This window comes from Methyloceanibacter sp. wino2 (assembly GCF_003071365.1).
GTDB lineage: Bacteria > Pseudomonadota > Alphaproteobacteria > Rhizobiales > Methyloligellaceae > Methyloceanibacter.
This window is the reverse complement of record NZ_CP028960.1, coordinates 1980157-2006549: the sequence shown is the minus strand read 5'-3', so window position 1 is coordinate 2006549 and position 26393 is coordinate 1980157. Positions and strand designations below refer to the sequence as shown.

General features: G+C 64.5%; 30 protein-coding genes and 1 pseudogene. 12 read left to right on the top strand and 19 right to left on the bottom strand.

Annotation, left to right across the window (positions count from 1 at the left end; all coding sequences use genetic code 11):
• The first annotated feature begins 20 nt into the window (after positions 1 to 20).
• Positions 21 to 743 carry an acetoacetyl-CoA reductase gene (gene phbB / locus DCY11_RS09345; RefSeq protein WP_069445546.1) on the top strand — a complete coding sequence of 241 codons (723 nt, stop codon included), beginning with the start codon at positions 21 to 23 and terminating at the stop codon, positions 741 to 743.
• Here phbB and DCY11_RS09340 read toward each other — a convergent pair.
• The 3 genes from DCY11_RS09340 to gloB all read right to left on the bottom strand — a co-directional run bounded on the left by DCY11_RS09340 (position 740) and on the right by gloB (position 3138).
• On the bottom strand, positions 740 to 1837 hold the full coding sequence (locus DCY11_RS09340) for a linear amide C-N hydrolase (RefSeq protein WP_108682662.1): 1098 nt from the start codon (positions 1835 to 1837) through the stop codon (positions 740 to 742). The genes phbB and DCY11_RS09340 overlap by 4 nt on opposite strands.
• Before the next feature lie 87 nt (positions 1838 to 1924).
• On the bottom strand, positions 1925 to 2344 hold the full coding sequence (locus tag DCY11_RS09335; protein WP_108683767.1) for a cupin domain-containing protein: 420 nt from the start codon (positions 2342 to 2344) through the stop codon (positions 1925 to 1927).
• A 23-nt stretch (positions 2345 to 2367) separates the two neighbouring features.
• On the bottom strand, positions 2368 to 3138 hold the full coding sequence (gene gloB / locus DCY11_RS09330; protein ID WP_108682661.1) for a hydroxyacylglutathione hydrolase: 771 nt from the start codon (positions 3136 to 3138) through the stop codon (positions 2368 to 2370).
• Between the two features lie 129 nt (positions 3139 to 3267).
• Between gloB and DCY11_RS09325 the strand changes: the two genes are divergently transcribed.
• On the top strand, positions 3268 to 4053 hold the full coding sequence (locus DCY11_RS09325) for a methyltransferase domain-containing protein (RefSeq protein WP_108683766.1): 786 nt from the start codon (positions 3268 to 3270) through the stop codon (positions 4051 to 4053).
• Here the strand turns inward: DCY11_RS09325 and metW are convergent.
• Both metW and DCY11_RS09315 read right to left on the bottom strand, forming a co-directional pair.
• Positions 4000 to 4638 (bottom strand): methionine biosynthesis protein MetW, encoded by a 639-nt coding sequence (gene metW, locus DCY11_RS09320; protein WP_108682660.1) that lies wholly within the window; start codon positions 4636 to 4638, stop codon positions 4000 to 4002. The two genes, DCY11_RS09325 and metW, sit on opposite strands and share 54 nt — an antisense overlap.
• Positions 4639 to 4640: 2 nt before the next feature.
• On the bottom strand, positions 4641 to 5843 hold the full coding sequence (locus tag DCY11_RS09315) for a homoserine O-acetyltransferase (RefSeq protein ID WP_108682659.1): 1203 nt from the start codon (positions 5841 to 5843) through the stop codon (positions 4641 to 4643).
• 231 nt (positions 5844 to 6074) lie between these two features.
• On the opposite strand from DCY11_RS09315, the pseudogene hisC reads away from it, so the two are divergent.
• From hisC to DCY11_RS09300, 3 genes and pseudogenes are all read left to right on the top strand, one after another.
• A pseudogene (gene hisC / locus DCY11_RS09310) lies at positions 6075 to 7192 on the top strand (histidinol-phosphate transaminase).
• The gene (locus tag DCY11_RS09305) at positions 7189 to 8115 is read left to right on the top strand and encodes a prephenate/arogenate dehydrogenase family protein (RefSeq protein WP_108682658.1); all 927 of its coding nucleotides are present in this window, start codon (positions 7189 to 7191) and stop codon (positions 8113 to 8115) included. The pseudogene hisC and the gene DCY11_RS09305 overlap by 4 nt, the downstream one beginning before the upstream one ends.
• Positions 8105 to 8671, top strand: coding sequence for a gamma-glutamylcyclotransferase (locus DCY11_RS09300; RefSeq protein WP_245409328.1), 567 nt, complete (start codon positions 8105 to 8107; stop codon positions 8669 to 8671). The genes DCY11_RS09305 and DCY11_RS09300 overlap by 11 nt, the downstream gene beginning before the upstream one ends.
• On the opposite strand, the gene DCY11_RS09295 is transcribed toward DCY11_RS09300, so the two are convergent.
• The 4 genes from DCY11_RS09295 to mtgA all read right to left on the bottom strand — a co-directional run bounded on the left by DCY11_RS09295 (position 8668) and on the right by mtgA (position 11812).
• Positions 8668 to 10218: an EAL domain-containing protein gene (locus DCY11_RS09295; protein ID WP_108682656.1), complete on the bottom strand. Its 1551-nt coding sequence runs from the start codon at positions 10216 to 10218 to the stop codon at positions 8668 to 8670. The two genes, DCY11_RS09300 and DCY11_RS09295, sit on opposite strands and share 4 nt — an antisense overlap.
• Entirely contained in the window at positions 10152 to 10388 is a 237-nt protein-coding gene (locus tag DCY11_RS15545) for a hypothetical protein (RefSeq protein WP_159079921.1), read from the bottom strand. The genes DCY11_RS09295 and DCY11_RS15545 overlap by 67 nt, the downstream gene beginning before the upstream one ends.
• A gap of 299 nt (positions 10389 to 10687) precedes the next feature.
• Entirely contained in the window at positions 10688 to 10873 is a 186-nt protein-coding gene (gene rpmF, locus DCY11_RS09290; RefSeq protein ID WP_108682655.1) for a 50S ribosomal protein L32, read from the bottom strand.
• 102 nt (positions 10874 to 10975) lie between these two features.
• Positions 10976 to 11812, bottom strand: a complete 837-nt coding sequence (mtgA, locus tag DCY11_RS09285; RefSeq protein ID WP_245409327.1) for a monofunctional biosynthetic peptidoglycan transglycosylase — start codon at positions 11810 to 11812, stop codon at positions 10976 to 10978.
• A 77-nt stretch (positions 11813 to 11889) separates the two neighbouring features.
• Here mtgA and DCY11_RS09280 point away from each other — a divergent pair, with 77 nt between their 5' ends.
• On the top strand, positions 11890 to 12795 hold the full coding sequence (locus tag DCY11_RS09280; RefSeq protein ID WP_108682654.1) for a polyprenyl synthetase family protein: 906 nt from the start codon (positions 11890 to 11892) through the stop codon (positions 12793 to 12795).
• A 31-nt stretch (positions 12796 to 12826) separates the two neighbouring features.
• Entirely contained in the window at positions 12827 to 13519 is a 693-nt protein-coding gene (locus tag DCY11_RS09275; RefSeq protein ID WP_108682653.1) for a DUF1345 domain-containing protein, read from the top strand.
• Between the two features lie 3 nt (positions 13520 to 13522).
• On the opposite strand, the gene ispG is transcribed toward DCY11_RS09275, so the two are convergent.
• The 9 genes from ispG to DCY11_RS09235 form a co-directional block, all read right to left on the bottom strand.
• Positions 13523 to 14818, bottom strand: coding sequence for a flavodoxin-dependent (E)-4-hydroxy-3-methylbut-2-enyl-diphosphate synthase (ispG, locus tag DCY11_RS09270; protein ID WP_108682652.1), 1296 nt, complete (start codon positions 14816 to 14818; stop codon positions 13523 to 13525).
• A gap of 59 nt (positions 14819 to 14877) precedes the next feature.
• Positions 14878 to 15231 (bottom strand): hypothetical protein, encoded by a 354-nt coding sequence (locus DCY11_RS09265; protein WP_108682651.1) that lies wholly within the window; start codon positions 15229 to 15231, stop codon positions 14878 to 14880.
• A gap of 46 nt (positions 15232 to 15277) precedes the next feature.
• Positions 15278 to 16528: a zinc metallochaperone GTPase ZigA gene (gene zigA / locus DCY11_RS09260; protein WP_108682650.1), complete on the bottom strand. Its 1251-nt coding sequence runs from the start codon at positions 16526 to 16528 to the stop codon at positions 15278 to 15280.
• 137 nt (positions 16529 to 16665) lie between these two features.
• Positions 16666 to 17682: a metal ABC transporter substrate-binding protein gene (locus DCY11_RS09255; RefSeq protein ID WP_108682649.1), complete on the bottom strand. Its 1017-nt coding sequence runs from the start codon at positions 17680 to 17682 to the stop codon at positions 16666 to 16668.
• A gap of 35 nt (positions 17683 to 17717) precedes the next feature.
• Positions 17718 to 18584, bottom strand: a complete 867-nt coding sequence (locus DCY11_RS09250) for a metal ABC transporter permease (protein WP_108682648.1) — start codon at positions 18582 to 18584, stop codon at positions 17718 to 17720.
• On the bottom strand, positions 18581 to 19375 hold the full coding sequence (locus tag DCY11_RS09245; RefSeq protein ID WP_245409326.1) for a metal ABC transporter ATP-binding protein: 795 nt from the start codon (positions 19373 to 19375) through the stop codon (positions 18581 to 18583). The genes DCY11_RS09250 and DCY11_RS09245 overlap by 4 nt, the downstream gene beginning before the upstream one ends.
• Positions 19372 to 19494 carry a hypothetical protein gene (locus tag DCY11_RS16045; RefSeq protein WP_256385619.1) on the bottom strand — a complete coding sequence of 41 codons (123 nt, stop codon included), beginning with the start codon at positions 19492 to 19494 and terminating at the stop codon, positions 19372 to 19374. Before DCY11_RS16045 ends, DCY11_RS09245 begins: the two co-directional genes overlap by 4 nt.
• A gap of 62 nt (positions 19495 to 19556) precedes the next feature.
• Positions 19557 to 19991 carry a Fur family transcriptional regulator gene (locus DCY11_RS09240; protein WP_108682647.1) on the bottom strand — a complete coding sequence of 145 codons (435 nt, stop codon included), beginning with the start codon at positions 19989 to 19991 and terminating at the stop codon, positions 19557 to 19559.
• Between the two features lie 67 nt (positions 19992 to 20058).
• Positions 20059 to 20853, bottom strand: coding sequence for a helix-turn-helix transcriptional regulator (locus DCY11_RS09235; protein ID WP_245409325.1), 795 nt, complete (start codon positions 20851 to 20853; stop codon positions 20059 to 20061).
• Positions 20854 to 20912: 59 nt separating this feature from the next.
• Between DCY11_RS09235 and DCY11_RS09230 the strand changes: the two genes are divergently transcribed.
• The 3 genes from DCY11_RS09230 to DCY11_RS09220 are packed head-to-tail and all read left to right on the top strand — an operon-like array spanning position 20913 to position 23910.
• Positions 20913 to 21896 carry an MBL fold metallo-hydrolase gene (locus DCY11_RS09230; RefSeq protein ID WP_108682645.1) on the top strand — a complete coding sequence of 328 codons (984 nt, stop codon included), beginning with the start codon at positions 20913 to 20915 and terminating at the stop codon, positions 21894 to 21896.
• A 50-nt stretch (positions 21897 to 21946) separates the two neighbouring features.
• A complete protein-coding gene (locus tag DCY11_RS09225; RefSeq protein ID WP_108682644.1) occupies positions 21947 to 22468 on the top strand; it encodes an O-acetyl-ADP-ribose deacetylase in 522 nt (173 codons plus the stop codon).
• Positions 22465 to 23910 carry a deoxyribodipyrimidine photo-lyase gene (locus DCY11_RS09220; protein ID WP_108682643.1) on the top strand — a complete coding sequence of 482 codons (1446 nt, stop codon included), beginning with the start codon at positions 22465 to 22467 and terminating at the stop codon, positions 23908 to 23910. Before DCY11_RS09225 ends, DCY11_RS09220 begins: the two co-directional genes overlap by 4 nt.
• 3 nt (positions 23911 to 23913) lie before the next feature.
• On the opposite strand, the gene DCY11_RS09215 is transcribed toward DCY11_RS09220, so the two are convergent.
• Positions 23914 to 25104: a glycoside hydrolase family 3 protein gene (locus tag DCY11_RS09215; protein ID WP_159079920.1), complete on the bottom strand. Its 1191-nt coding sequence runs from the start codon at positions 25102 to 25104 to the stop codon at positions 23914 to 23916.
• A 147-nt stretch (positions 25105 to 25251) separates the two neighbouring features.
• Between DCY11_RS09215 and DCY11_RS09210 the strand changes: the two genes are divergently transcribed.
• Positions 25252 to 25833 (top strand): hypothetical protein, encoded by a 582-nt coding sequence (locus DCY11_RS09210; RefSeq protein ID WP_108682641.1) that lies wholly within the window; start codon positions 25252 to 25254, stop codon positions 25831 to 25833.
• 65 nt (positions 25834 to 25898) lie between these two features.
• On the top strand, positions 25899 to 26393 hold the full coding sequence (locus DCY11_RS09205; protein ID WP_108682640.1) for a DUF1772 domain-containing protein: 495 nt from the start codon (positions 25899 to 25901) through the stop codon (positions 26391 to 26393).

Here is a 26393-nt window from a genome sequence, read left to right as displayed (position 1 = left end):
GTGCGCAAAGGGAGGATGCTATGGGAAGGGTGGCTCTGGTCACTGGTGGTACGCGCGGTATTGGCGCAGCATGCAGCAAGGCGCTGAAAGACGCGGGCTATAACGTCGCCGCCAGCTATGCGGGCAATGACGACGCTGCGAACGCGTTCAAGGCCGAAACCGGTATCCCGGTCTTCAAATGGGATGTCGGCGACTATGCCGCCTGCGAGAAGGGCGTTGCCGCTGTCGAGGCCGAAGTGGGCCCGGTCGAAGTGCTGGTGAACAATGCCGGCATCTCCCGCGACGCGATGCTGAATAAGATGACCCCTGAGCAATGGTCGGAGGTCATGCGCACCAATCTCGACTCCGTGTTCAATGTCACCCGGCAAGTCATCAACGGCATGCGCGACCGCAAATTCGGCCGCATCATCTCGATCTCCTCGATCAACGGCCAGCAGGGCATGCTCGGCCTGTCCAATTATTGCGCCGCGAAGGCCGGCATGATCGGATTCACGCGGACGCTCGCCCTGGAAGGCGCGCGCAAGGGCATCACCGCCAACGCTATCGCACCGGGCTACGTGGCCACCGAGCTGCTGTCCGGTGTTTCCGAAAAAGTGATGGAAGCGATCGTCGGCCAGATCCCGGTCGGACGCCTCGGCGAGGCCGAAGAGGTCGCCCGCTGCGTCGTGTTCCTGGCCGCGGACGAAGCCGCCTGGATCACCGGCTCGACGCTCACCATCAACGGTGGTCAGCTCGCGGACTAATTGCTAGGCGCTGATTCCGCTTCGAGAAGTTGCGCGCTCCCGTCCTCGGCCATGCGGTCGAGGACGGTGAGTGGCATCACCCTCACCCCGGCTGCGGCCGACAGGCTGCCGAGATCGAACGCCGTGTAGTTGATGCCGGCATAGGTCCGCAAGAGAAGCTTCTTCCTGCCAAGGTCGGTCAAAGCCGTCCACGACGTATATTCACTCGCGGCCAGCCCGGCGCTTGCCGCGCCGCCGCTTGCTCCGGCCTCGATACCGCCGCTCCCACCGCGCACATCGATGGTGATCCCTTTCGGCCTGTCGAAATTGTTCATGACATGCGCGAGCGTTATGATGGCATCGTCCGGCGCCGACGCCTTGTCGGCGAATTGCGCGTAGTAGGCCGCGCGGACGAAGCGCCCCACCGACGTATTGGACGCCGGCAGTCCCTCCGTTGCGATGCCCGAATCCGGCTGGGCGACCTGAAGCGCGCCGAACTGGCTTTCGGACCGGTCGACGTTCGAGAGAAAGGTGTAGTTGTTGAGATTGGTGAGGTGCCATGAAAACGCCGGGCCGTTCGTCATGACGCCAACGGGATTGTCGTAGACGGACTGCGTGCCGCCCGAGAATTCGACCACGATCGACGCGCCGGTCCGATCGTGCAGAACGTAATGGAACGGCGTCATCGCCCCGCCGAGGATCGCGAGCGGCGCCAGGAGAACGGGCTGGTTCGCAAGGGCCTCCTTGACGTCCGCGACCGTCGCGAACTGACCGAGTGTCCACGAGCCGAGATCGACGGCCGACAGAGCCGCCTTGGTCTTCTCGAACGCGGCCTGCGTCCCCGCCGCCCCCGGATAGGACAACGCGCTGAACGTCAGGCCTTCGCTGTTCAACCCCTCGACGATCTTGAGATCATCCGCCGCGAACGGAACCGTCACGGCAATAATCGGATAGACCGTCTTGTATTGCAGCGGCGCGCTGCCCTGGACCGCGGATTCGTAACCTTGGCCCGCCGGCAGGTACGCGATCTGGTAGGGCATCTCCATGGGTAATTCGAGCGTGCGCCCCGCATAGGCGTTGCCGTTCGCGTCCCGATAGAGAAGAGCCGTGCACATACGTAATTTCCTTTCGTTGTCGATCGGCGTTACGCCACGCACACGCCGCAGTAGGCCGCGCAGCCATACATCAACCTGTTGGATCGTTTACGGTTCCCAGCCTTTGGGGGCAAGCTCGAAGCCCTCGAACTGAAAGCCGGGCGCAACGGTACAGCCCACGAGCGTCCACGGCCCAAGACTTCGCGCACTCTGCCAAGCATGAGCCGGCACGATGGCTTGCGGATCCTCCCCGGCGAACAGATCCGAGCCCAGGATCAATTCCTGCACCGCGCCGTTCTCGTCAGCGATCTTGAGCGATAGCGGCGCGCCCGCGTACCAGTGCCAAGTCTCGACCGCATCCACGCGATGCCAATGAGACACATCGCCTGCGGCCAGAAGAAACAGGATCGCCGTCGAATGAGCGCGCCCGTTAGATCCCGCCTCGTCGCGGAAGGTCTCTTTGTACCAGCCGCCTTCCGGATGCGGCTCGAGTGCGAGATGGGCGATGATCTCGTCGGCGCTCGGCATGCGTGACACGGACGCCTCGGCCACTAAAACCGGTCCTTGCGCCGCCGCACCTCGCCGAAGACCTCATCGAGCGGCGCCCCTTCAAGGCCGAGCCGCGCCTGGATCTCGGCGCTCGAGGCCCGCAGGAAGGGATTGGTGGCCAGCTCCAGCCCGATCGTGGTGGGCAGGGACGGGCGCCCGTTGGCGTCGTTCTTTGCGACCTCGGCGGCGCGGGCCTGCAGGTCCGTGTTCTCCGGCTCGATGGTCAGCGCGAACCGGCAATTGGCGCCGGTATATTCGTGGCCGCAGAAGACCTTCGTCTCCGGCGGCAATCCCGCGAGCTTCGACAAAGAGGCCCACATGGTCGGCGCATCCCCTTCCAGGAGCTTGCCGCAGCCGACGGAGAACAGCGTGTCGCCGACAAAGACCACGCCCTCGTTCGGGAAGTAGTAGCTGACGTGACCGCGCGTATGGCCCGCCGTATCGATGACCGTGGCGTCCGCGTGCCCGACCGAGACCGTGTCGCCTTCCTTGACCTCCACGTCGAGCCCCGGGATCAGACCGGCCTCGCGCGCGGGGCCGTAGACCGTGCAGCCGGTCTTGCTCTTCAGCGGCCCGATACCGGCGGTGTGGTCCCCGTGATGATGCGTCACCAGGATGTCGGTCAGGGTCCAGCCCTTCTGCGCGAGCGCGGCCTGGATCGGCCCGGCCTCGGGCGCATCGATCGAGGCCGTCGCGCCCGTCTCGGGGTCGTGGATGAGGACCCCATAATTGTCGGCGCGGGTGGGAAACTGGAAAATCTCGAGCTTGGCCATATCGGTCTCTTTGATTTTAGTTGATCGGGGCCGGGTCGTTTTGCCGGGGACCCTACTCCGCCAATCGGACGATTGAAACCGCCCGGCGCGCGAACCAAGTCTAAACGCACCAAGGATAGACTGGCCGCCATGCATCTCGACGCGATCGACCTTCGGAATTTCTATGCCCGCCGCATCGGCCTGATGGTGCGGCGTCTGTTGCGCCCGCGATTCCGGGCTTTTTGGCCCGATGTCGAAGGCTTGCGCGTCTTCGGCCTCGGCTATGCCTCGCCCTATCTTGCCGAATTCAGGACGCAAGCCCTCTGCACCGGCGCGCTCGCGCCCGTCCGCCTCGGCGCCCTGCCCTGGCCCGAGCGGGCCGCATCGCACACGGCCCTCGTGGACGAGACCGAGCTGCCTTTGGACGACGAAGCCGCCGACCGCATACTGCTGGTGCATATGCTGGAGTGGTCGGAGCATCCCCATGCCCTGCTTCGCGAGATCTGGCGGGTGCTCGCTCCCAACGGCCGCATCCTCGTGGCGGTACCGAACCGGCGGGGACTTTGGGCCCGCATGGATTCCACGCCCTTCGGCTATGGCAGCCCGTTCAGCCGTAGCCAGCTCACCCGGCTCCTAAAAGACGCCATGTTCCAGCCCGAGAGCTGGCACTACGTCCTCCACCTACCGCCCTTCAACTGGCGCCTCTTGACCCGCTGGCCCGATTTCTGGGAGCGGGCAGGCGATCTGCTCTGGCCTGCCTTTTCGGGGGTCATCGTGGTGGAAGCCACGAAGCAGGTCTATGCGGGCGCGCTGGCGCGCGAGCCAGCCCGCAGGATGCGGCGGCGCGTGATTCCCGTCCCGGCCGGCGCGGTGACGCCGCGCCTAACGCGAGAGCAGAAAGACCGCCTGTTCGCCGAAGAGATTCTGCGCCGATAGAGGCATCGACACGAGCTTCGTGCCGTTGGCGTTGAGCGCGACGACGCGCTCGACCTTCGCGCCCATATCCTCGCACAGCGCGAGGAAGTCCTTGATCGTGCAAAGATGGATATTGGGCGTGTTGTACCAGGTCTCCGGCAGCGTGTCGGTTTGCGGCATATGTCCGCCGAACATGAGCTGCGCCCGCACACGCCAATGACCGAAATTCGGAAACGAGACCACGACCCGCTTGCCGATCCGCAAGAGCTGCTCGAGCACGTGCCGCGGGTTGCGCGTCGCCTGGATCGTGCGCGACAGGATAGCGTAGTCGAAGGCCATGTCCGGATAATAGGCGAGGTCCGTATCCGCATCGCCCTGGATCACCGAAAGGCCTCGCGCCACGCATTGGTTCACGCCGGCCTGGCTCAACTCGATGCCACGGCCATCCACGCCATGCTTCTCGGACAGGATGCGCAGAAGCGTGCCGTCGCCGCAGCCGATATCGAGCACCCGGGAACCGGGCGCGATCATCTCCGCGATGAGTAGAAGGTCGACGCGGGCCGTGTCGGCGGACCGCAATGCCGGCGGATTGACAGGCGCGTCCATCGTCATGACCCCGTGCTGGCGTCGTCGAGCCCGCGCCGGCGGGCGGCCGCGGTCAAGAAACCGCGCACCGTGTCGAACAGCTCGGGCTCGTGCAGCAGGAAGGCGTCGTGCCCCTTGTTCGACTCGATCTCGACGAAACTGACATTGGCCGCCACCGCGTTCAGCGCATGCACGACCTCGCGGCTCTCCTCCGTCGGAAACAGCCAGTCCGACGTGAACGAGATCAGGCAGAAGCGCGTCTTCGTCCCGGCAAAGGCGTTTGCGAGAACGCCGCCGTGGTCCGCCGCGAGATCGAAATAGTCCATGGCCCGCGTGATGTAGAGATAGGAGTTCGCGTCGAACCGGTCGACGAAGCTCATCCCTTGATGGCGCAGATAGCTCTCCACCTGGAAATCCGCGTCGAAGCCGAAGGTGACTTCCTCGCGGTCCTGCAGATTGCGGCCGAACTTCGTGTGCAAGGCGCGATCCGACAAATAGGTGATATGCGCCGCCATACGCGCAACGGCGAGACCTTTGCGCGGGTTCTTACCCTCTTCGAGATAGTGGCCGCCGCACCAATCGGGATCGGCCATCACCGCTTGGCGGCCGACCTCATGGAAAGCGATATTCTGCGAGGAATGGCGCGCGGCGCACGCGATCGGGATCGCGGAGAACACGCGGTCCTTATAGGTCGCGGCCCATTCCAGCACCTGCATGCCGCCCATGGAGCCGCCGATGACGCTCAGCGCCTGCTCGACGCCAAGATGATCCAGAAGGCGCGCCTGGGCCCGCACCATGTCACGCAACGTGATCACCGGAAAATCCGGGCCATAGGGGCGCCCCGTCACGGGATTGAGCGAGCTCGGTCCCGTCGAGCCCATGCACCCGCCAATCACGTTGGGGCACAGCACGAAATAGCGGTCCGTATCGATGGGCTTGCCGGGCCCCACCATGGTCTCCCACCAGCCGGGCTTGCCCGTGACCGGATGCGGATTGGCCACGTGCTGGTCGCCCGTCAACGCATGGCAGACGAGAACGAGGTTCGACTTGTCGGCGTTCAGCGTGCCGTAGGTCTGGTAGGCGACGGAAAACGGCGCAAGCACAGCCCCGCTGTCGAGTGGGAGGCCCTCACTCGCCGGGAAATGCACCACTTCGCTATGGGGATCGGTAACCTGCTGCCGCCGTTTGAGTTCGGCGAAGCTGTCCGCTCCCGGAGTCTCGTTCATCGTCGTAATGGCCTAAACAGAACGGTTTCGACGCAGGCAGACAAAAGACCGTGCGCCCACCCTGACAAGGTGACCTGGAATTATACAATGCCGGGTTAGTTATGGCGTCATGAGAGTCAATCTTTTCTTTGCCTTGGCTTAAGAAATCGCCGTATGACAAGCCCTTCGCAGGGTTTTGAGGCCCCAATAAGGAGCACACTTATGGCTGCCGAACCGATGGCTGCCAAACGCATGGCCGCGAAAATTGCGCGCGCAACGACCGCTCCGGCCCCGCGGCCGGGCATTCTCGACATCGCACCCTACGTGCCGGGTACGAGCGCGCTGCCTGGTGCCGGGCCGATCGTAAAGCTGTCGTCCAACGAGACCCCGCTGGGGCCGAGCCCGCAGGCAATCGTGGCTTACCTCAACGAAGCGCCGCATCTCTCGCGCTATCCCAACGGCTCGGCGCAGCCCTTGCGCGAAGCGCTGGCCGCCCAGCATGGCCTCGATGCGGCACGGATCGTGTGCGGCGCGGGCTCCGACGAACTTCTGAATCTGCTGGCGGCTGCCTATCTCGGCCCTGGGGACGAGGCGATCTACACCGAGCACGGTTTCCTGGTCTACAAGATCGCCATCCTGGCCCGTGGCGCGACGCCGGTTGTCGCCCCGGAGACGAACCACACCGCAGACGTGGACGCGATTCTTGCCCGGGTGACTCCGGCAACGCGCATGGTGTTCCTGGCGAACCCGAACAACCCGACCGGCACCTACCTCCCCTACGCGGAGATAGAGCGGCTGCACGCGGGCCTGCCCGATGACGTGCTGCTGGTGCTGGACGCTGCCTATGCGGAATACGTTCGGAAGGACGATTACGAGGCCGGCGCCGCGCTCGTTTCGGCAAACGACAACGTGGTCATGACGCGGACGTTCTCCAAGATCTACGGCCTCGCCTCCTTGCGGATCGGTTGGGCCTACTGTCCCGACGCCATTGGCGACACGCTGAACCGCATTCGCGGCCCTTCAACCTGACGGGCCCTTCGATCGCGGCCGGAGTCGCGGCCGTCGGCGATCGCGCGCACCTAGAGGCGGCGATCGCACACAACGAGATGTGGCTCGGCGACACGGCCGCAAAACTCGAGAAGCTCGGCCTCAAGTCGACGCCGAGCGTTGCCAATTTTCTGCTGGTCCATTTCCCGGACGAGGCGGGCAAGACGGCGCGTGAAGCCGACGCGTTCCTGCACGAGCGCCGCATCATCCTGCGCCGCGTGGAGGAGTATGGATTCCCCCATGCCCTGCGCATGACCATTGGCACCGAAGCCGAAAACGCTGCCGCACTCGAAGCGCTGAACGCGTTCATGAGCGCTTCATGACGGAGCCTCTGTTCGACAAGGTCGCCATCGTAGGACTGGGGCTGATCGGCTCGTCCCTTGCGCGAGGCATCAAGAAGCACGGTCTTGCCAAGACCGTCACCGGCTTCGACGGGTCGGCGGACGTGCGGGCGCGGTCAAAGGATCTCGGTTTCTGCGATTCCATCGCCGAGACCGTCGATGAGGCGGTCGCAGGAGCACAACTCGTGATCCTCGCCGTGCCGGTCGGCGCCATGGCGGCCGCGGCGCAATCGATTGCCCCGCATCTTGCCGACCGCGCGATCGTCACCGACGTCGGCTCTGTGAAGGCTGCCGTCGTCCGCCAGGTCGTGGACGCGCTTCCCGACCACGCCGCGTTCGTCCCGGGACACCCTGTGGCGGGCACGGAGCATTCCGGCCCCGAGGCCGGTTTCGCGGATCTCTTCGAGGGACGCTGGTGTGTCGTCACGCCTTGCGCGCGCTCGACCGACGCAAGCGTCGAGAAGGTTGTAGCGCTCTGGACGGCGCTCGGATCGACCGTCGAGACGATGACGCCCGAGCATCACGACATCGTCCTCGCGATCACGAGCCATATCCCGCATCTGATCGCCTACAACATCGTCGGCACGGCGGCCGACCTGGAAGACGTCACGCAGTCCGAGGTCATCAAGTTCTCCGCCGGCGGCTTCCGCGATTTCACGCGTATCGCCGCCTCGGACCCGGTCATGTGGCGCGACGTGTTTCTCAACAACAAGGAGGCGGTCCTCGAGGTCCTCGGCCGCTTCTCCGAAGACCTCGCGGCGTTGCAGCGCATGATCCGCTGGGACGACGGCCAATCTCTGCAGGATCACTTCGCCCGCACGCGCGCCATCCGCCGCAGCATCATCGATGCGGGCCAAGACACCGCCGACGCCGATTTCGGGCGGCCGCATGGGCATGACGACTGAGGCCGACAAAAACGCCCTCTGGGTCTTCGGCTATGGGTCGCTAATGTGGCGTCCCGGTTTTCCATTCGACGCACATAGCCCTGCGCGCCTCGAGGGAGCGCATCGGGCCCTGTGCATCTATTCGGTCCTGCACCGGGGTACACCGAGCGAGCCTGGCCTCGTCCTCGGTCTCGACGAGGGCGGCCGATGCGAGGGCGTTGCCTTCCGCGTCGAGCCGGGGGCCGAGAACGACACGATCGCCTATCTACGCCAGCGCGAGCAGGTGACCGACGTCTACGTGGAGACCTATCGCGAGATTGCGCTGGCGAACGGGTCGGGCCAAACCGTCAGGGCGCTCACCTTCGTAGCCGATCCGACCCACGCCCAATATGCCGGCGCACTCGACCTCGAGGCGCAACTGCGCATCGTCCGCGCCGGCAGGGGGCAGGCCGGGCCGAATATCGACTATGTGCTGAACACGGTGGAGCATCTGGAGAGCTTGGGCACGCACGACCCGCTATTGTTCGCGCTCGCCGAGCGGCTTCGGAAAGAGATCGACGAGGAGCTTGGCGGCTAGCCGGCAGATTTTCTCGGCGAGGCCATCTTGTCGTCGTGCAGTTCGGGCGCTCCGAAGAAGTCGCCCTGCAGATAGGACACCCCGGCCTTTTCGAGGAGATCGACGGCGCGTTCGTCACCGACCCATTCGCCGACCGTCTGGACGCCGAAGCGATGGGCCAAATCCAGAAGGGTCTGGACGAAGGTCTCGTCGTTCGAATTCGTGCCGATGTTCTCGATGAACGACCCATCGATCTTGACCATGTCGACACCGAGATTGCGAAGCGAGCGGAACGAGGCGTATCCGGCCCCGAAATCGTCGAGCGCGACCCTGCAGCCCGCCCGTTTCAATGCAGTGACGAAATTGGCCGTCGCCTCCATGTCCGAAACGGCGGCCGTCTCGGTGATCTCCACGGTCAGGCGCTCCGTCAGTCTCCGGTCCTTGCCCGTAAGCGCCTCGAGCGCATCGATCCAGTGCCGGTCGGTCGTGGACAGAGCCGAGACATTGAGGGCGAGTTTACGGGTCGGCACCGCACGTAAGAGATCGATTGTCAGTTCCAGCGCGCGATGATCGATGAGCTTCGCCAATCCGAGCTCCTCCGCTGCCGGAACGAACTCGCTCGCGTCCAGGACCGATCCGTCCGGCAGCCGCAGCCGCAGCAGACATTCGTAGAATTCCGGATCGTGGCTGCCCGACGTCACGACCGGCTGAAGGGCGATCGCGATGCGGCGATCGTTCAGGGCGCGTATGACTTCGTCGGCCATGGCGATGGTGCGCTTGCGCTCGGCCTCGCGCGGTGACGACGGATCGTAAATGTAGAAGCGGTCGCGGGGATTGACGCGGGCCATGTCGGCCGCCTGCATCGCGCGCCCGATCGCGTCCTGCGTGGACTGCGCATGGTCGGGCAGCAAGATGACGCCCACGAACACGGCAACGGCAACCGCGCCGGAGCGGGTGCTCGCGATGTCCCGCTCCACGCAGGCGATCATGCGCCTGGCGACGGCGACGGCTTCGTCGGCGTCACAGCCATGCAGAACGATGCCGTACTTGTTCGAGGAAAACCGGCCCAGGCAGTCGCGGCCCCGCACGGCGGTGGCAAGGCGCTGGCCGACGATGGAAATGACCTCATCGCCGACGTCGTAACCATAGGTTTCGTTGATGCGGGTGAGATCGTTGACGCCCACCAGCAGGAAGGCGCCTTTCGTGTCTCGGCCGGCGCCGCCGGACAGGAGCTGAGAGAGCGTCCCGGTCAGTTCCGCGCGCGACGGAATGCCGGACGGCTCTGCGCCAGGGGCCACCGATTGCGGACGCGTGCGGCGGCGGCGTTCCGCAGCCACCCGGATCGTGCCTTCGGCTTGAACTGGTTCGCCCCGCGCGTCCGTGATGCAAACGCCGCGTTCCTCGACCCAGATTGTAGCCTTTCCACGCCGCCCTTCCGGCATGAAGCGATACTGCAGCGCATAGGGGATGGATGCATTGGCGGGTGCCTTCGCGACGCGCCTTACGTCATCGTAGCGGGCTGCCGCATGCTTGGGATCGATATGCAAGGCGAAGGCGCGGCCGCGCACAACGGCGCCAATATCGATGCCCCCAGCACGGCGCCGGCATTCTTGGCCCAGTCGATCCGGTCAGACGCGAAATCCCAGCAATAGGCCGTGGTCTGGAGGCGATCCAGCACCTCTTCGAGCTCGACGTGCGGCTCATCGCCGGATGCCGTTGTGGTCTCGGATCTATCCATTGGCCTGCCCCTTACGCGTACACCTGCGGCGCCTCTTACGGTGTGTGGGGCGCTCGTTGCTTGTCGAACAACGCTAGTCGCCAAGGCTTAAGAAGCCGAAAATCGGTGATGGCCAACGGGCACATTCGCGGCCCAAACTAGGGGGCGGAAGGGCGATTCCGGCCGGTTTCTGGGGTTTGGTTAGCAAGACCCTACTGGAGACGGCGCAAGGGAAGCCAAGTTTGGGCCAGGCAAGCAAAAACGCTCCGGCGCCACGGCACCGGAGCAAAAAAGTTCACAAGACCCAAGAGCTTACGCTCTTATGTCTCGTCCTTGATCGTGATTACCTGGCGGCCACGATAACGGCCCGACTTCAGGTCGATGTGATGCGGACGGCGAAGCTCGCCGGAATCCTTATCCTCGACATAGGCCGGGGCCGTGACAGCGTCGTGGCTCCGCCGGTTGCCCCGCTTCATGCGAGACACTTTTCTCTTTGGAACAGCCATTTCTTTGAACCTCTTGGCGCCACCGCCGTTCGCGGGGCACGTCGTTGGGCGCTCTTATAGTCACAAATTCCGCTGCTGACCAGGGCCGATAGCCGACCTTTTTCATGGATTCAGCACGCAATCCGCCCGCTTGGCGATATAGGGAAGCCGCTTCTGGACCGCATTGGCCACCACGCGATGGGTCCGATTGGGCCGCGCGGGATTGCGGACTTTGGGCTTCGGCAGCGTCGTCGCGAGGAGCACGGCCTCGCGCTGGGTGAGCGCCGAAGCCGGTTTGCGGAAGTATTTGCGGCTCGCCGCCTCGACCCCGAACAGGCCGGGACCAAACTGAGCGATGTTGAGATAGACCTCCAACACGCGCTCCTTCGGCCAGAGCGTGACGAGCGCATAGGCCAAGGGCACCTCGAGTGCCTTGCGCAGATAAGATCGGAATTCCCAGAGGTAGATGTTCTTGGCGACCTGCATCGGGATGGTGCTGGCGCCCCGGGCGGGCTCCAGATTCTTTGCGGACTCGAGGACCTGGCGCACGGCGGCCCAATCCACGCCCTGGTGGCGGCAGAAATTGCCGTCTTCGCTCGCGATGACCGCCAGCCGCATATGGGGCGAGATCTTCTCGATCGGCACCCACCGCCGCTGCAATGTCTCGCCGCGAAGCTTCTCTATCACCATGACCGACGTGATGGGCGGGTTCACGAAGCGGAACAGGACGAGACTGGCAAGGACCACGCCGACCAGGATCAGCAGCGCGAGGCCTATGCGCCGCAGCCATGGGTGCCGTTTGGCCCAGGATTTCTTGCCGCGCGATTTCATCTCGCTCCGCGGCGCGGCGGATGTGTCGGAAACGCTAGGGACCTCTGGCGTGGGAATGGCATTGCCGGTCTCGGACGTGGGCAGCGCAGAGTCTTGGCTTTCGGAATCTTGGGTTTCATTGTCCTGCATCGAAGGGCGTTCTAGCGCCCAGCGGTGATGCGATCAATTTGCGGCGACACCAAGCCTCAGCTATCCCTTCGCCCATCATGAGTTTTAGATTCGAGATCGACCGCGTCGCCGACCAGGTTCAAGGGCGGCTTTCGGCCCTGTTGGGCCAAGACGAGCCCGTGCCGGGGCCCGGCGCTGACGCAACGGCGCCGCTCGCCGAAGCCATGCGCTATGCGGCGCTTGGCGGCGGCAAGAGATTGCGGCCGTTCCTGCTGATCCAAGCGGCTCGGCTGTTCGATGTGGCGGAAGACGCAGCCCTCGAGGCGGCCTGCGCGCTCGAATGCATCCATTGCTACTCCCTGGTCCATGACGATCTGCCGGCGATGGACGACGACGCCCTGCGCCGCGGCCGTCCCACGGTACATGTCGCCTTCGACGAAGCCACGGCTATCCTCGCCGGCGACTCCTTGCTGACCATCGCCTTCGAGATCATCAGCGCCCCGAAATGCCATGACGATCCCGCCGTCAGAGCCGAATTGACCTACCTGCTCGCGAAAGCCAGCGGCTGGCAAGGCATGGCTCTCGGGCAGGCACTGGACCTTGCCGCGGAGCGGCAACCGTTCTCGCCTCAGGAAACAACGGCCATGCAAATGCTGAAGACCGGGGCGCTGTTCCGATTCGCCTGCGAAGCCGGTGCCGTATTGGGACGTGCCGACCGCGCGAGCCGCGAAGCCCTGATCCGCTACGCAAGTGCCTTCGGCCAGGCATTCCAGCTCGCGGACGACCTTCTCGATGCGGAAGGAGACGCCGCCGCCATGGGCAAGGCCGCGTCCAAGGATGCCGAGAGAGGAAAGGCCACGCTGGTCGGGCTGCTGGGCATCGATGGCGCGAAGGCCCATCTGGCAGGGCTAGTCGCCGAGGCGGAGGAGGCACTCGCACCTTTCGGCGAAAGAGCGGCGATGCTGGTCGACGCCGCGCGCTTCGTGGCCGAGCGGAGGTCTTGAGCGGGCACGCGAATCCGGATCGAATGCGGACATGAGCACCACGCCATCGCCGCGACGCCGCTTTCGGGACACGCGGGTATCGCGCTTCCTGCAAGCCCGCTGGCGCCTGATGTTCGCCACGCTCGTCTGCGTCGCGCTGGTCGCGCTACTGCCAGACGACTTTCTGCTCGTTACCCGGTTTCTGATTGGCTGGGACGCGGGCGTGGCGCTTTATCTGGTCCTCGTGACCGTCATGGTCCTACGATCCGACCCAGGACGGATCCGCCGCGAGGCCGATCTCCAAGACGAGGGGCGTATCACCATTCCCGTGCTCACGGTCATCGCGGGGATGGCGAGCCTCGGCGCCATCGTGTTCTGGCTTCGCGCGGCCAGCGCCAGCGGCTCGGCCCAGCCTCTCTATCTCGCGCTGATGTTTCTGACCACGCTGCTGTCCTGGCTCTTCATCCACACCATGTTCGCCCTCCACTACGCGCACGAGTACTACACCGAGCGTCGTGGGCAGGGCGGCGGCATGCGCTTTCCTGAGACCGACGATCCCGACTATTGGGACTTCGTCTATTTCTCCTTCGTAATCGGAACCTCCACGGCCGTGTCCGACGTGGCAATCACCTCCTGCACGATCCGGCGAACGGCCACGGCCCATGGCCTCGTGGCATTCGTCTTCAACGTGACGATGATCGCTTTGACGGTATCGATCGCGGGCGACGCGATCTCGATCAAGTAGCGCCTATTCGGCTGCCGTGGCGCGCGAGTTCTGCTCCGCCTTCGGGCCGAGCGCGGCGTTGCCGTAGCGCCGCTCGATATAGTCGAGCACCATCTGCTTGAACTCGGCGGCAGCACCGGAACCGCGCAAAGTGGTCACCTTCTTGCCTTCGACGAAGACAGGCGCGGCCGGCGTCTCGCCGGTGCCGGGCAGCGAAATGCCGATGTCCGCGTGCTTGGATTCGCCCGGCCCGTTCACGATGCAGCCCATCACCGCGACGTTGAGGTTCTCGACGCCGGGATACTGGCGCTTCCACACCGGCATCTGATCGCGAATGAAGTCCTGAATGTCCCGGGCCAGTTCCTGGAATGTGGTCGAGGTGGTGCGGCCGCACCCGGGGCACGCCGCAACCAGAGGCACGAAGGCCCGGAAGCCCATGCTCTGTAGCAGTTCCTGCCCCACCTTGACCTCGAGCGACCGGTCGCCGCCGGGCTCGGGCGTCAGCGAGATGCGGATCGTATCGCCGATGCCCTGCTGCAACAGGATCGACATGGCCGCCGACGAGGCCACGATGCCTTTCGAGCCCATGCCGGCTTCGGTGAGGCCCAGATGCAGCGCGAGATCGGAGCGCTCGGCGAGCATGCGATAGACCGCGATGAGATCCTGAACCGCCGAGACCTTGGCTGAGAGCACGATCTTGTCGGCTCCCATGCCGAGATCCTGCGCGCGGGCCGCCGACAACAGCGCCGATTGCACCATGGCCTCGTGCATGACCTCACGCGCGTCCTTCGGGTTCGCGCTCTCCGCATTCTCGTTCATGAGATGCGTCAGCAGTTCCTGATCGAGGCTGCCCCAATTGACGCCGATGCGGACCGGCTTGTCGTGTTTCAGGGCGATCTCGATGATCTGGGAGAACTGCTTGTCGCGCTTGTCCTTGAAGCCGACATTGCCGGGATTGATGCGATATTTCGCCAGCGCTTCCGCGCAATCCGGATTTTCGGCGAGGAGCTTATGGCCGATATAGTGGAAATCGCCGATCAGCGGCACATCCACGCCGCGCTTGTCCAGCTGGGCACGAATGAGCGGCACCGCCGCTGCCGCCTCCTCGCGATCCACGGTTATCCGGACGAGTTCGGAGCCGGCGCGCGCGAGCGCTTCCACCTGAGCAACGGTTTGCTGCACATCTGCCGTGTCCGTGTTGGTCATGGACTGAACCACGACCGGGGCGCCGCCGCCCATGGTCACGTTGCCGATTTTGACCGCGACGGTTTGTTTGCGTGCGATGATCGTCACATCGATCTCCTTGAGGCCAGGATACATCACATTTGCGACGCCTGCGCTAGACCGGGGCCCTTGATCGGTCCCCTCGCCCGGTGCGCTCAACGGCCACTGCGTCTTCTCCAGCAAAGAAATGCGTCAGCAAGGAGAGCCGCCGATGCGACTGCCGCCGCCGCGACGAGCGCCGTCGCGAGGTCGGGCTTCCGGTCCGGCGTCAGCGCCTGCGCCGCTTCGAGACCGACCGCGATGGGGAGCAGCACCGCCGCAACGCGCGTGGGCCACGGATAGGCCAAACAGGCGAGAAGCGTCAGGCCGAAGAACCCTAGAAAGTGCTCCACCAGCCAGTGCAGCCCCAGCCTCACCTGCCAATCGGCCGGCCCGAGCGCGGCATAGGTCAGCCCCGCGCCGAACAGCACAAGCAGGACAACCAGCCAACGCCGCGAACCGCCCGTCATGGGACCCTTTTACACGGCCCCGGATATCTCCGCTAAGCCTGCTCGATCAAACCTGCCAAGCCGGGAAGGGATCGGGGAGCGATTTCCACCGACCGCCCGCGAGGTCTTCTTTGCGGGGATTCTTGATCAGGCAGTCGTTGAGGGCCTCCGTAATGGCCTTCTGGTCCATGGCCCGCGTGCCGATGAAGACGAGTTCCTGGCGCCGGTCGCCCCAGGTCGCGTCCCAGCGCTTCATGACCTCCCCCACGCTTTCGGCGTCGTCGGGCCAGCGCGACTGCGGCACGGCGGCCCACCAGAACCCGATCCCTTCATGCCGCACGAGGGGGCCCGCTTGGCTGAGTTCGCCCACCCATTGGGGCCGAGAGGCCAGCCAGAAGAAGCCTTTCGCGCGGATCACGTTGGGCCAGCTCTCGTTGAAGAAGGCGTAGAGCCGTTTCGGATCGAACGGCGCCCGCGCCCGGTAGGTGAAGCTCGTGATCCCGTACTCTTCGGTTTCCGGGGTGTGGTCTTTGAACCCGTTGAGCTCCTTGAACCAGGTCGGATGCGTCTGCGCCGCGCCGAAATCGAACAGGCCCGTATCGAGAATGTCGTCGAGCGGCACATCGCCCTCACTCGTCTCGATGATCTTTGCGCCGCTGTTCAACGAGCGAATGATCGCGCGGGCCGCCGCCAGCTGCTGTGGTGTCGCCAAATCGATCTTGTTGAGCACGATCACGTCGGCAAACTCGATCTGGTCCACCAGCAGCGAGACCAGTGGACGCACATCGGTCTCGTCGACGCCGAGACCGCGGTCGGTCAGAAACTCTTGGGACTGATAGTCGCCAACGAGTCCCGCGGCATCGACCACGGTCACCATCGTGTCGAGGCGTGTCACATCCGACAGGCTTGCGCCCTCTTCGTCTCGGAAGTCGAACGTCGTGGCCACGGGCAGCGGTTCCGAAATCCCCGAGGATTCGATGAGCAGATAGTCGAAGCGCCCCTCTTCGGCGAGGCGGCGAACCTCGAGCAGAAGGTCTTCGCGCAGCGTGCAGCAGATGCAGCCGTTCGACATTTCGACCAAGGCTTCATTGGTCCGCGACAGGTCGGCACCGCCCTTCCTGACGAGCTCCGCATCCACGTTGATCTCGCTCATGTCGTTGACGATGACCGCCACTTTTCGCCCTTCGCGATTGGAGAGCACGCGATTGAGCAGGGTCGTTTTGCCGGCGCCGAGGAAGCCGGACAGGACGGTAACCGGCAGCCGGGCGTCCGGGCCGGGCTTGGACCGATTGAGATGATCCAGAAGTTGGGTGTCCATAGTCGATAAAGCTCCCATCTCAGAATACGTTGATACGTTATAACATAATTTTTGGAGGCACAATTTGGGCGAGGAAGGCGCCTCCGGACGGCAAAACGGGGCGGCTACCGCTGCCGCCCCGCTTGATCTGCGTTACCTCAAGAGGACAGTGCGGCCGTCAGCGTGCCGACATTGTGCTTGAACATGTCGAGATAGGTCGGGGCCGGCCCGTCCGGTCCCGAAAGCGCATCCGAATAGAGCGTGCCGCCGATCTTGGCGCCGGATTCCTTGGCGATCTGCTCGAGCATCTTGGCGTTGGTGATGTTCTCCAGGAATACCGCAGGAATCTTGTCCTCACGGATCTGGCGAATGATCTTGGCAACATCCTTGGCTGACGGCTCACTGGCCGTGCTCACGCCCTCGGGAGCCAGAATCTCCAAACCATAGGCGTCGCCGAAATAGCCGAACGCGTCGTGGCTGGTGATGATCCGGCGGCGCGATTGCGGCAACGCATCGAGCGCCGTCTTCACCGCCGTATTTTCAGCCTTCAGGGCCGCGAGATATTTATCCGCATTGGCCTCGTACGCCGCCTTGCCGTCGGGGTCGGCGGCAATCAACCCGTCACGGATATTGGCGACGTAAATCTCGCCGTTGGCGAGGTCCTGCCATGCATGCGGATCCATATCCCCGTGGTGATGGTGGCCTTCGGCGTGCTCTTCGTGATCGTCGTCGTGATCCTCATGCTTGGCGTGCTCATCGTGCCCATGATCGCCGTCGTGATCATGCTCTTCCTCGGCATGCTCGTCATGATCCTCGTGTTCTTCGTCCATCTTGCGCGGCTTGACGCCCGTGCTGGCGACGACGGTCGCACCCTTGAAGCCCGAAGAGGTCTCAAGCCGTTCCATCCAGCCCTCGAAGCCGAGGCCGTTGACGAAAAAGACATCCGCCCCTGCCAGCTTCTTGGCATCGGCGGGCGTGGGATTGAACTCGTGGGCATCGCCGTCGGGACCGACGAGCTCGGCGACTTCGACGCGGTCGCCGCCCACGTTCCTCACCATGTCGGCGAGAATGCTGAACGAGGCGACTGTTTTCACCTTGTCGGCGGCCTGTGCTGAGGTCGAGACGCCGAACACGAGTGAGGCGGCGGCGAGAATATATATAAATCGGGAACGCATGATCGGAATACTCCGTATAGTGATTGTTTCGAGGGCTAGGCTTCCAAGTGCTTGCGCGGCATCAGCCTCCAGAGTGCGCCGCCCCGCGTACCCGCAAACATCGAGAAGAGATAGAACACGCCGCAGGCCAGAATAACGGTCGGCCCTGTTGGCGCGCTGAAGTGATAGGAGATAAGCAGCCCGGCGACGCTCGACACGAAAGCGACCGTGATGGCAACGACGATCATCGCACCGGCGCCGTCGACCCAGAACCGCGAGCTGATGGCCGGGAGCAGCATGATGCCGACGGCCATCAACGTCCCGAGCGCTTGAAACCCAGCCACCAGATTGAGCACTACGAGCACCAGAAAGATCAGATGCGTCGGTGAACTCCAGCGGCTCACGGACCGCAAATAATGCGGGTCGAAGCACTCGAGAACCAATGGCCGATAGATAACGGCCAGCGTGATGAGCGAAACGGTGGCGATCGCGGCGACGAGGAGCAAGGCCGCATCGTCCAGCGCAAGTACCGATCCGAACAGCACGTGGAGCAGATCCACGTTGGTGCCGTGCACGGAAACCAGGAATACGCCAAGCGCCAGCGACAGCAGATAGAAACCGGCGAGGCTCGCATCCTCCCGAATGACACGCGAGCGCGCCACGAGGCCTGCCGCCACGGCCACCGCGAGACCCGCGGCGAAACCACCGAGGCTCATGGCAAAGAGCGAGAGACCGGCCAGTAGATAGCCGAGGGCGGCACCCGGCAGGATCGCATGGCCCATGGCATCGCCCATCAGGCTCATGCGTCTCAGCATGAGAAAGACTCCGATCGGCGGCGCCGTCATGGAAATGGCGAGGGACCCCACCAGCGCGCGGCGCATGAAGGCAAACTCGACAAAGGGTTGTACGAGTGTGTCGATCATGCGGTTTCGCGCGCCTCGTCGTGCTCGCACACCGCCGCGCGCTCGTTGTAACTCTCGTTGAACTGACGCGAGCGATCGAGGTTAACCGGCGTGAGTACCTCCGGCGTCGGGCCCCAAGCCAGAACCTCGCGTGCCAGCAGCAGGGTTTGCGGAAAATACCGGCGCACGAGTTCGATATCGTGCAGCACGGCGACGACCGTCCGCCCCTCCGCGTGCCAGCGTTCGATCAGGCCGATGAGATCGGAAATCGTCCTGGCGTCGACCGCGCGGAACGGCTCGTCCAGAAGAATGACCTTCGCGTCCTGCAACAGGAGCCGCGCGAACAGGACCCGCTGGAACTGTCCTCCCGACAAGGCGCCGACGGGACGTGCCGCCAGTCCCGACAAATGAACGGCCTCAAGCGCTTCGGTGACGCGCGTGCTGCCAGCGCGGTCGAGCCCACCCGAGGCGCCGATCTCGCGCCACAGACCCATCGCGACGCAGTCGAAGACGGAAATGGGAAAGCTGCGGTCGATCTCGACAACCTGAGGCAGATACGCGATGTCGTGCTTGAGGTGGCCATGGAGATCGATGCGCCCGCTGAGCGGCTTCAACTCGCCGACCATGGCTTTGAGCAGGGTGGATTTGCCGGCGCCGTTCGATCCTACGACTGCGAGAAGCGCGCCTTGCGCCACGTCGCCGGTAATGTGGTGCACCGCCGGGTGGCGGTCGTAGCCGAGCGTCAGGTTCTCGAAGCTGACCGCCGGTTCCGGTGTCTTCACGGACGGCGTCGTCTCGGAGGGCGCCCTCACTGCAGCGCCCACAGGACGGCGAGCCAGAGCACCGCGAGCATCAGGGCGACAAGCGCAAGCCGCTGGCCTGTCGATGCGCGCAACAGCGAGAAGCCGGGTGTGTAGGCGTGAAGCTGCACGCTTGGCTGTGGCTCCAAGGAGTCATCCCGTGGCACGGCGACGGCCCTTCCGAAGTTGTTTTCTAGGCGGGCGCGGCCTGCGCGGGCCTGCACGCCTCGCACAACCCGGCGATCTCCAACGTAACCTGCTCAGGCGTGATCTCGGCGGGGGCAAGGCCGAGCAGCCGCGCCTGTTCCTTCTTGCCGAGGGGAATCTCCACGACCTTGTCGCATGCCCGGCAGATCGCAAAAGCGAACCGCCCATCGCAGGCGCCATGCCCGCAGGCAATGAAGGCCGAACGCGATTCGAGGCGATGCACCATACCCTTCTTCATCAGATCGTTCAGGGCGCGGTAGACAGTCGGCGGATGCGCGATCCCCGATTTCCGGACACGGTCGAGAATGGCGTAGGCGCTCATCGGCTCGCCCGCGTCACGCAGACACCCGAGGATCTTGGTCTGGTTGGGCGAGAGCTTGGGCGTGACGCCCGAGCCGGCATGATGATGGGCTGCAGTCATATCGATGATATAACATAACAGTGCCGTCTTCCGTCAAGCGGGAATACCGGCGGCGGACGCCATGTCTCTAGTTGGCAGCCGGTCGCTGCCGTCGGCGTGCATTGGCGAGGCCGTGATGCGGCGGGGCCCCGAAGATACGGCGGAACTCGCGCGAAAAATGCGGCTGATCGGAGAAGCCGGCCGCATGGGCGGCATCCGTCAGGTTCGATCCGTCGAGCACGGCAGAGATGGCCGCCCGCATGCGGCACCAGGCACGGTAGCGCCGGTACGGAACCCCCACCTGCTGCGTGAAGAGGTGTTGAAAACGCGAGGCGGACAGCTTGGCTGCCCCCGCTGCGTTGTCCGCGCGATCGAAGGCCAAATGGTCCTGGCGGAGACTGCGCAACACGCGCCGGACACGCGGATCGATGGCCCCGGCACGCGCCTCCGCGAAGCCCGCGAGATCCTCCAAAGCTTCCGACAGCCAGACGGCGCTATCGCTGTCCTCGAACGATTGCCGCAACACGGATATCTCGCCGCCCTGGCCGACGAGAGCCCCCTGCTCCGAGCGTGCGGGTCCCACAAGCCGGTGCATTTCTCCCACCGTGAGCCGCCCCGGCTCTGCATAGACCACCGCGAGCGGGGAGCCGCCCATATCGAATTCGTAGGGAAGCCCCGCAGGCACGACGGCGCTGCGGCAGCGCTGCCACGTGCCGTTGCCAATGCGCAGCGAGAAACGCTCATACAGTCCGGCGAGGAAGACGGGGACGCTATGGCTGTGGCGCGCATTGCGCCCAAGGGCGCCGGCGAACAGCGATAGGCCCTCGCTCACATGCCAAACCGGCTGCGCATCAGCGGCGCTTGTCGTAGCACGTTCGTTCAAGTCCTTGGCGCCTTCCCTCCAATACCATCCGCGGCTCATTGATACGGAGGAAAACGCGCATGTCGACCCTGGACCTTACCCGCCGCCACTTCTTGACGGGCGCAGGCACAGCAGCTGCAGCGGCGCTTGTCGGCGTGCCGGGTCCCGCGATGGCCGCCGCGCCGATGCTGGGCCCGACCGAGCCCAAGGTTTTCAGGTTCAAGCTCGGCGGTTTCGAAGCGACGATGATCGCCGACTCGGACGCCTTCGTTGACGGTCCATGGCCGCTTATCGGCGGCAATGTCGAGCAGTCCGAGGTCGCGCAGGTCATGGATGCGAATCTGCTGCCTGCGAACAAGTACCAGCCCGGCTTCACGCCGATGGTGCTCAATACCGGCAAGGAAGTGGTGATCTTCGACACCGGCAACGGCGCACGCGGTTTCGTCCCGCGCCCCAATGGCGGTTGGCTGGCGCAGCAGCTCGGACCTGCAGGCTTCAAGCCGGAACAGATCGACGTGGTTGTTCTTTCGCACGGCCACCCCGATCACATCGGCGGTCTCGTCGAGAACGGCAAGCTGCTTTTTCCCAACGCCCGTTATGTCACGGGTGCCGTCGACTACGACTATTGGAGCGGCGACCGCCCCGCCGGAGACCTGGCGCAACAGGCCGCCCTCTATCGTGACTATGTCGTCCCTCTGGCCGAGAAGACCACGTTCCTCAAACCGGGTGACGAGGTCGTGCCGGGCATCCGCGCGATCGAGGCCTTCGGCCACACGCCCGGGCATCTCGGTTTCGACATCGAGAGCGATAGCAAGCGGCTGGTGTTCTGGGGTGACTGCGCACACCACCAGGTCGCGTCACTTGCGCGGCCGGACTGGCATTGCGTGTTCGACATCGACAAGGAGCAAGCCGCCAAGACCCGTGCCCGGATGTTCGACATGGTCGCGACCGATCGCGTCGCGGTCAGTGGTTTCCATATGCCCTTTCCCTCGCTGGGCTATGTCGAACGGCGGACGGATGGCGGCTACCGCTGGCTTCCACATTCCTATCAACTCAAGGTTTAATATCCCGATCGTGACTTGATCCGGGGGCGCTCTCGGCCTGCAATGAGCGCATGGAGAGCCGGATCGCGATCATCGACGCGGACATCACCACGCTCGACGTGGACGCCATCGTCAACGCCGCCAACGAGGCACTGGCGCCGGGCGGCGGGGTCTGCGGCGCGATCCATCGTAAGGCTGGACCCGAGCTCGCGGCGGCCTGCGCCGAAATCGGCGGCTGCCCCACGGGCGAATCGAGACTAACGCCGGGGTTCGGCCTGCCCGCCCAATACGTGATTCACAGCGTGGGCCCGATATGGGGCGGCGGCGAGCGCGGCGAAGGCGCAAAGCTCGCAAGCTGCTACCGAACCGCGCTTCTGCTTGCCGCAGAAAACGGCCTGGGCTCTATCGCCTTTCCGGCCATCTCGACGGGGATCTACGGATTCCCGTCCGACCGGGCGGCGCTGATCGCCCTGCGGACCGTTCGCGAGACCTTGCCGGAGGTGCCCGGCGTCGCGCGCGTGGTGTTCTGCTGCTTTGGAAGCGAATCCCGCGCGCTGCACGAGGCCGCGCTGGCAGCCACTGGAGACACATGAACGCAGACGCCACACGCCCGGCAATCGTTTGGTTCCGAAAGGAACTGCGTCTTGCCGATCACCCCGCGCTGACCGCTGCCGTGCAGGCAGGCTTACCCGTCCTGCCGCTCTACATACACGACGTCGAAACGCCTGGTGCTGTGCGCCCCGGCGGGGCATCGCGCTGGTGGCTGCACGAGAGTCTGACAGCGCTGGATGCATCGCTGGCAGAGCTTGGGGGTGCACTCGTCGTACGGGCCGGACGCACCCACGGCGTTTTGGCCGAGATCCTTCGCGAGACGAACGCCACCGCGATCCATGCCACGCATAGCTATGAGCCGTTCGGCACGAAATGCGAGGCCGACGTTGATGCCCTGTGCCGCAAACATGGCGTCGCGTTTCACCTGCATCGCGGGCGGCTTCTCTTTGCGCCCAAAGACATCGTCACCAAGGACGGCCGCCCCTATCGCGTGTTCACGCCGTTCTGGAAATCCTGCCTTGCCCAACCCGCGCCTCCTACCCCCGGTGCGACACCGAAACTGAACAGCTTCGCGGAAGCGCGAAGCCTGCCGCTCCCCCAGTTGAAACTCCAGCCGTCGCGGCCCGATTGGGCCGGCGGCTTGCGGACGGCCTGGACCCCCGGCGAGCGGGCCGCGCAGGAAGCGCTGACCGAGTTCATCGACGAGCGGATCGGCGCCTACGCCACACAGCGCGATGCCCTGCCCGGCACGCCCACGTCGCTTCTTTCGCCATACCTGCATTTCGGTGAGATCAGCCCGGCCCAGGTCTGGCACGCGGTCTCCCACGCGATCGACGCGGAAGGCGCCGCCATCGAGAAGGGGGCGAACGCCTTCCTGCGCGAGATCGGCTGGCGTGAGTTCTCGTACCACCTGCTGCACAGTTTCCCGGACCTGCCCGATAAGCCTCTGCGGCCGGAATTCAAAAACTTCCCCTGGCGCGACGACAAGAAGGCGCTGACCGCCTGGCAACGCGGAAAGACGGGCTATCCGGTCGTGGATGCGGCCATGCGCCAGCTCTGGGAAACGGGCTGGATGCCGAACCGGGCGCGCATGGTCGTGGCATCCTTTCTCGTGAAGCACCTGCTCCTGCCTTGGCACGCGGGCGCGGCGTGGTTCTGGGACACGCTGGTGGACGCCGACCTCGCCAACAATTCGGCGAGCTGGCAGTGGGTGTCCGGCTGCGGCGCGGACGCGGCGCCCTATTTCCGCATCTTCAATCCGATCCTCCAGGGCCAGAAGTTCGATCCGGAAGGCGAGTATGTGCGGACATGGGTTCCCGAACTCGCCGGGCTACCGGCGGACGATATCCACACGCCCTGGGACGTTCCGCCAACCGTTCTAGCGGCGGCGGGCGTCGTGCTGGGGAAGGACTATCCCGAACCGATCGTCGACCACGCGGCCGCACGGGCGCGCGCGCTCCGCGCCCTCGAGAGCACGAAGTAGTACTCACCAAGCCCGCGGCAGCGTATCCGTCTTGAGCTGGTCCTTGAGCCGCACGATCCGGAGATAGGCGTCCTCGATGCGTTTCTCGCTCAGGCGCCCATCGCAGACGGCGTCGGAGATCGCCCGGTGAATGCGCCTGCCGAATTGGCGGTCGTCGCGCTTGATATTGGAGAACACCACGATATCGGTGCCGGCCTTGAGCGCCCGTACCGCGGCTTCTTCCGGCGTGAAGCGTTCGCGGATCGCGCCCATCTCCATGTCGTCGCTGACAATCACGCCCTCGAACCCGAGCCCATCGGCGCTCCGCAGCGCCGCCACGGCCTTGGCCGACAGCGACGCGGGCAACCCTTCCAGGTCGCTGAAACGCGGGTGATAGAGATGGCCCATCATCACCGCATCGAGCAGGCCTTGGAGTTCGAGGCGGCGATAGGGATCGAGTTCCTCGTCGCGCCAGGTTTGCGACACGTCCGGGAGCGTGCGGTGGCTATCGACGGAACTCGAGCCGTGCCCCGGGAAATGCTTCGCGACGGTTGCGACATTCGCCGCATGGTGCGCGTTCACGAAGGCGGCGGCCATGGGCGAGACGATGTCGGCACTGTCGCCAAAGCTGCGCCCCCGCGCGCCGATCACGGGATTGTCCGGGTTGGTGTTCACGTCGACCACGGGGCCGAGATTCATGTTGAAGCCGAGCCCGGCGAGCTCGACCGCCATTTGCCGGTAGATCTCCTCCGCCACGTCCTGGGCATCGAGACCGAGATTACCGCCGACCAGCTTGGCCGACGGGAACCACTCGAAGCCCTTCCTGGCCCGAAGGCGCTGGACCGCGCCCCCCTCCTGATCCACGGCCACGAAGGGCGGCAGATCGGACCGCGTGCCGCGCAACCCATCGATCAGCGCCTTGAGTTGAGCCTTGTCGGCGATGTTCTTCGGGAACAGAACCACGCCGCCAATCGTTCCATCGCGCAACTGCGCCGATACGGCCTCAACGCCGAGGTCCCCCGTTTGCCGGCCGGGAAAGCCCATCATGATGGTTTGACCGATCATCTTGTTGAGCCGTTCCGATGTGCAATCGTCCACGGCGACCGCGTGCGGAGAGCCGGTTTCGCCCGTCGCATAGTGTCGGTCCGCCGCGGCAACGCGGGGGGCAAGAATGCAGACCGTCAGAATCGCCACCGCGAGGAGCGCAGGGGCCATGTTAGGGATAAGGCAGGATCGCATTGGCATCGGAGCCGAATTTAAGGGCGAATGTTGCAAGGAATTTGAATAGGGTGCCGCGCGAGCCAGAGTGCGGCTTTGCCGCTTCACCGTACCGGCAAGAATACAACCATGTGGACGAGTAGAATGAACTACAAATCGATCGGGTCGCTCGCGGCCATCTGCGCTCTCCTCCTGACGATTGCCGGCAGTGCAAGTGCCCAGACCGAAACGCCGGAGGAGGCCCCGGCGGAGGCAGGCGTGAGTGAGGAGAGTGCTGCGGAAGCAGCCGCCGAAGACACCCCCGTTTCCGACGAGGACTTCGCCAAGAGCCTGATCGGCCAGACCTACACAGGCAGTTTCGAGCTCGACGGCTGGACCAATGTTGGCGGCGGCCTCGTGCTGCCGCCCTTTTACGTACAGCACTACAGCCGCGAGGACGGCACGGTTCTGGTGCTGACGGCCAAATCGGCGGAGGAGGACGGCTCATCCTCGGATTTCGAGATCACCGATGCGCTGACCACCGACAAGCCGAATAAGGGCTATACGTTCTCTACGGCCTGCATGAAGGGCGAGGACTTCACGCTACGCTATATGGGCGAGGCCAGCGGCAAGGATGAAGCGGAATGGTGGACCAATCTTCGCAAGGCTTGGGAGATCGATGTGGAGACCGGCAAGATCTCGTCCGTGAATGCCAGGGGCGTGAAATGCACCAACCCCAATTGGTAGCAGACATTCCGTTTCCGCCCCCGCCGATGGCCGCCAGAAAATCCGACGCATGACCGAACTGTTTCATGACTGAACTGCTCTTTGTACTGACATTGGGCGCCGCCTTGTGCACGGCGCTGCTCGCGGGAACTTTCTTCGCCTTCTCCATGTTCTTCATGCGCGCACTCGGCGGCCTTGCGGCGGAGCGTGGGATCGTCGCCATGCAGGCGACCGTTGTCGCCATCAAGAAGCCGGTCTTCCTGGTCCTGTTTTTCGGAACGGCACTGCTGTGCCTTGTCCTCGGCGTCGTGACCATGTTCGCCTGGCGCGAGGTCTACGCGCATTACGCCTTCGCGGGCGCGGCCCTGTTTCTTGTCGGCGGGTTCGGCGTCACCATGCTGCGGAGCGTGCCGCTGAACAATGCGCTGCTCGCCTGGTCGCCGGACGACAAAGACGTGATCGAGCGGTGGCGCCGCTATCGTCTGTCCTGGGTACGCTGGAACCATCTGCGCGCCGTCACGACGCTCCTGGCGTGCGCCTGTTTCATCCTGGCGCTTGCCGGCATGGGACTGCCGTTCTAA

Coding starts and splice junctions, on each gene's coding strand:
- phbB (WP_069445546.1), top strand. CDS start 21: ATGGGAAGGGTGGCTCTGGTCACTGGTGGTACGCGCGGTATTGGCGCA.
- DCY11_RS09340 (WP_108682662.1), bottom strand. CDS start 1,837: ATGTGCACGGCTCTTCTCTATCGGGACGCGAACGGCAACGCCTATGCG.
- DCY11_RS09335 (WP_108683767.1), bottom strand. CDS start 2,344: ATGCCGAGCGCCGACGAGATCATCGCCCATCTCGCACTCGAGCCGCAT.
- gloB (WP_108682661.1), bottom strand. CDS start 3,138: ATGGCCAAGCTCGAGATTTTCCAGTTTCCCACCCGCGCCGACAATTAT.
- DCY11_RS09325 (WP_108683766.1), top strand. CDS start 3,268: ATGCATCTCGACGCGATCGACCTTCGGAATTTCTATGCCCGCCGCATC.
- metW (WP_108682660.1), bottom strand. CDS start 4,638: ATGGACGCGCCTGTCAATCCGCCGGCATTGCGGTCCGCCGACACGGCC.
- DCY11_RS09315 (WP_108682659.1), bottom strand. CDS start 5,843: ATGAACGAGACTCCGGGAGCGGACAGCTTCGCCGAACTCAAACGGCGG.
- DCY11_RS09305 (WP_108682658.1), top strand. CDS start 7,189: ATGACGGAGCCTCTGTTCGACAAGGTCGCCATCGTAGGACTGGGGCTG.
- DCY11_RS09300 (WP_245409328.1), top strand. CDS start 8,105: ATGACGACTGAGGCCGACAAAAACGCCCTCTGGGTCTTCGGCTATGGG.
- DCY11_RS15545 (WP_159079921.1), bottom strand. CDS start 10,388: ATGGATAGATCCGAGACCACAACGGCATCCGGCGATGAGCCGCACGTC.
- rpmF (WP_108682655.1), bottom strand. CDS start 10,873: ATGGCTGTTCCAAAGAGAAAAGTGTCTCGCATGAAGCGGGGCAACCGG.
- mtgA (WP_245409327.1), bottom strand. CDS start 11,812: ATGCAGGACAATGAAACCCAAGATTCCGAAAGCCAAGACTCTGCGCTG.
- DCY11_RS09280 (WP_108682654.1), top strand. CDS start 11,890: ATGAGTTTTAGATTCGAGATCGACCGCGTCGCCGACCAGGTTCAAGGG.
- DCY11_RS09275 (WP_108682653.1), top strand. CDS start 12,827: ATGAGCACCACGCCATCGCCGCGACGCCGCTTTCGGGACACGCGGGTA.
- ispG (WP_108682652.1), bottom strand. CDS start 14,818: ATGTATCCTGGCCTCAAGGAGATCGATGTGACGATCATCGCACGCAAA.
- DCY11_RS09265 (WP_108682651.1), bottom strand. CDS start 15,231: ATGACGGGCGGTTCGCGGCGTTGGCTGGTTGTCCTGCTTGTGCTGTTC.
- zigA (WP_108682650.1), bottom strand. CDS start 16,528: ATGGACACCCAACTTCTGGATCATCTCAATCGGTCCAAGCCCGGCCCG.
- DCY11_RS09255 (WP_108682649.1), bottom strand. CDS start 17,682: ATGCGTTCCCGATTTATATATATTCTCGCCGCCGCCTCACTCGTGTTC.
- DCY11_RS09250 (WP_108682648.1), bottom strand. CDS start 18,584: ATGATCGACACACTCGTACAACCCTTTGTCGAGTTTGCCTTCATGCGC.
- DCY11_RS09240 (WP_108682647.1), bottom strand. CDS start 19,991: ATGACTGCAGCCCATCATCATGCCGGCTCGGGCGTCACGCCCAAGCTC.
- DCY11_RS09230 (WP_108682645.1), top strand. CDS start 20,913: ATGTCGACCCTGGACCTTACCCGCCGCCACTTCTTGACGGGCGCAGGC.
- DCY11_RS09225 (WP_108682644.1), top strand. CDS start 21,947: ATGGAGAGCCGGATCGCGATCATCGACGCGGACATCACCACGCTCGAC.
- DCY11_RS09220 (WP_108682643.1), top strand. CDS start 22,465: ATGAACGCAGACGCCACACGCCCGGCAATCGTTTGGTTCCGAAAGGAA.
- DCY11_RS09215 (WP_159079920.1), bottom strand. CDS start 25,104: ATGGCCCCTGCGCTCCTCGCGGTGGCGATTCTGACGGTCTGCATTCTT.
- DCY11_RS09210 (WP_108682641.1), top strand. CDS start 25,252: ATGAACTACAAATCGATCGGGTCGCTCGCGGCCATCTGCGCTCTCCTC.
- DCY11_RS09205 (WP_108682640.1), top strand. CDS start 25,899: ATGACTGAACTGCTCTTTGTACTGACATTGGGCGCCGCCTTGTGCACG.